This is a genomic window from Psychrobacter sp. T6-1 (assembly GCF_052258445.1).
Genome location: NZ_JBQQFC010000540.1, coordinates 1 through 1,070, shown reverse-complemented (window position 1 = coordinate 1,070; position 1,070 = coordinate 1). Strand labels below are relative to the sequence as shown.

At 43.2% G+C, this 1,070-nt stretch carries 1 protein-coding gene and 1 pseudogene; both read right to left on the bottom strand.

From position 1 onward, the window contains the following. A pseudogene (locus ACTXGO_RS14435) lies at window positions 1-344 on the bottom strand (glyceraldehyde-3-phosphate dehydrogenase); the annotation flags it as partial. A 273-nt stretch (window positions 345-617) separates the two neighbouring features. Then, window positions 618-1,070 (bottom strand): lipocalin family protein (locus ACTXGO_RS14430; protein ID WP_443575003.1); only part of this gene is annotated, 453 nt, incomplete at its 5' end.

The window sequence follows — 1,070 nt, the reverse complement described above, 5'->3', positions numbered from 1 at the left end:
GAGGTAGCATCATTGTTGTTGGTAATCAATTGACCGACATCAATGCGTACGGTTTGAACGCTATCGTTTGCGGCAATTTCTTTGACCATTGCCAAAGTATCTGCGATATCGATAGGCTTTGAGTCTGCGCCGCGAGTGCCAGCTTTTTGATGCAAGGCCAATATACTACCGACAGAACTTGCGTCTAAGGTTTCCCCGAACAAAGTGATCTGCACGTCTTGCTCATTATAGAGCTTGTTCAATAAGCCCATAAGCTCAATGGCTTGTTGCTCTTGATGGTTGTAATGGTTTAGGCGATCTTGATGTAGTTGGCGTAAGGTATCGGCTTGGCTCACGAGAAACATCCTTATGGTCAGTAAATTGAGAAATAATATTTAAAAGAAGATAAAACAAATGCGGCAACTATGACGACTGCTAATATAGAAATTACGGTTAGGGTCTTTTGAATGAGACGATTTTAGCCTAAAACGCCTTATTTTGCCAGTTATAACCGAACTACTGGGTTTTATACTGCGATATACAAGTGGCAAAGACAGCTACTAAAGTTGCTGTCTTTTTAATGCTGGTTTTAAATAAAGCAAGTGCCTACTTTTATAAACTATCATAGGCACAATGAGTTAAGGAACAAGATTTACCGTTTGATTGCTCTGCGGCGTCAAGGTGAATTCTTTTAAATCATAGCCTTGCTGCTGCGCAATCTGACGATACTTGGAGTATGTTTGCTGGGAGATATTGGGCGTTCGAGCCAATAGCCACAGATTGCTCTTATCAGGGGTACCTACCAAGGCAGTTTGATAGTTGTCATCGCGTGCTAATACCCAATAGTCTCCGCGACCGACAGGCAACCAGCGAATCCATGACGGCAAAAAAGTCACCTTTAATTTACTGCCCGTTTCATCAACTGGCATAGCGAGACCTTCGCTGCTGATAACGGTGCTATTTTCTCCACTACACTCATTGAGCACAGTGATGTCTGAGCTACCAGCCTGACCGGTATAAGTTGCGGTCACATTACCAATGCAGTTACGCTGAAAAAACAGCGGCATCCGTCCTATCTCATACCATTTACC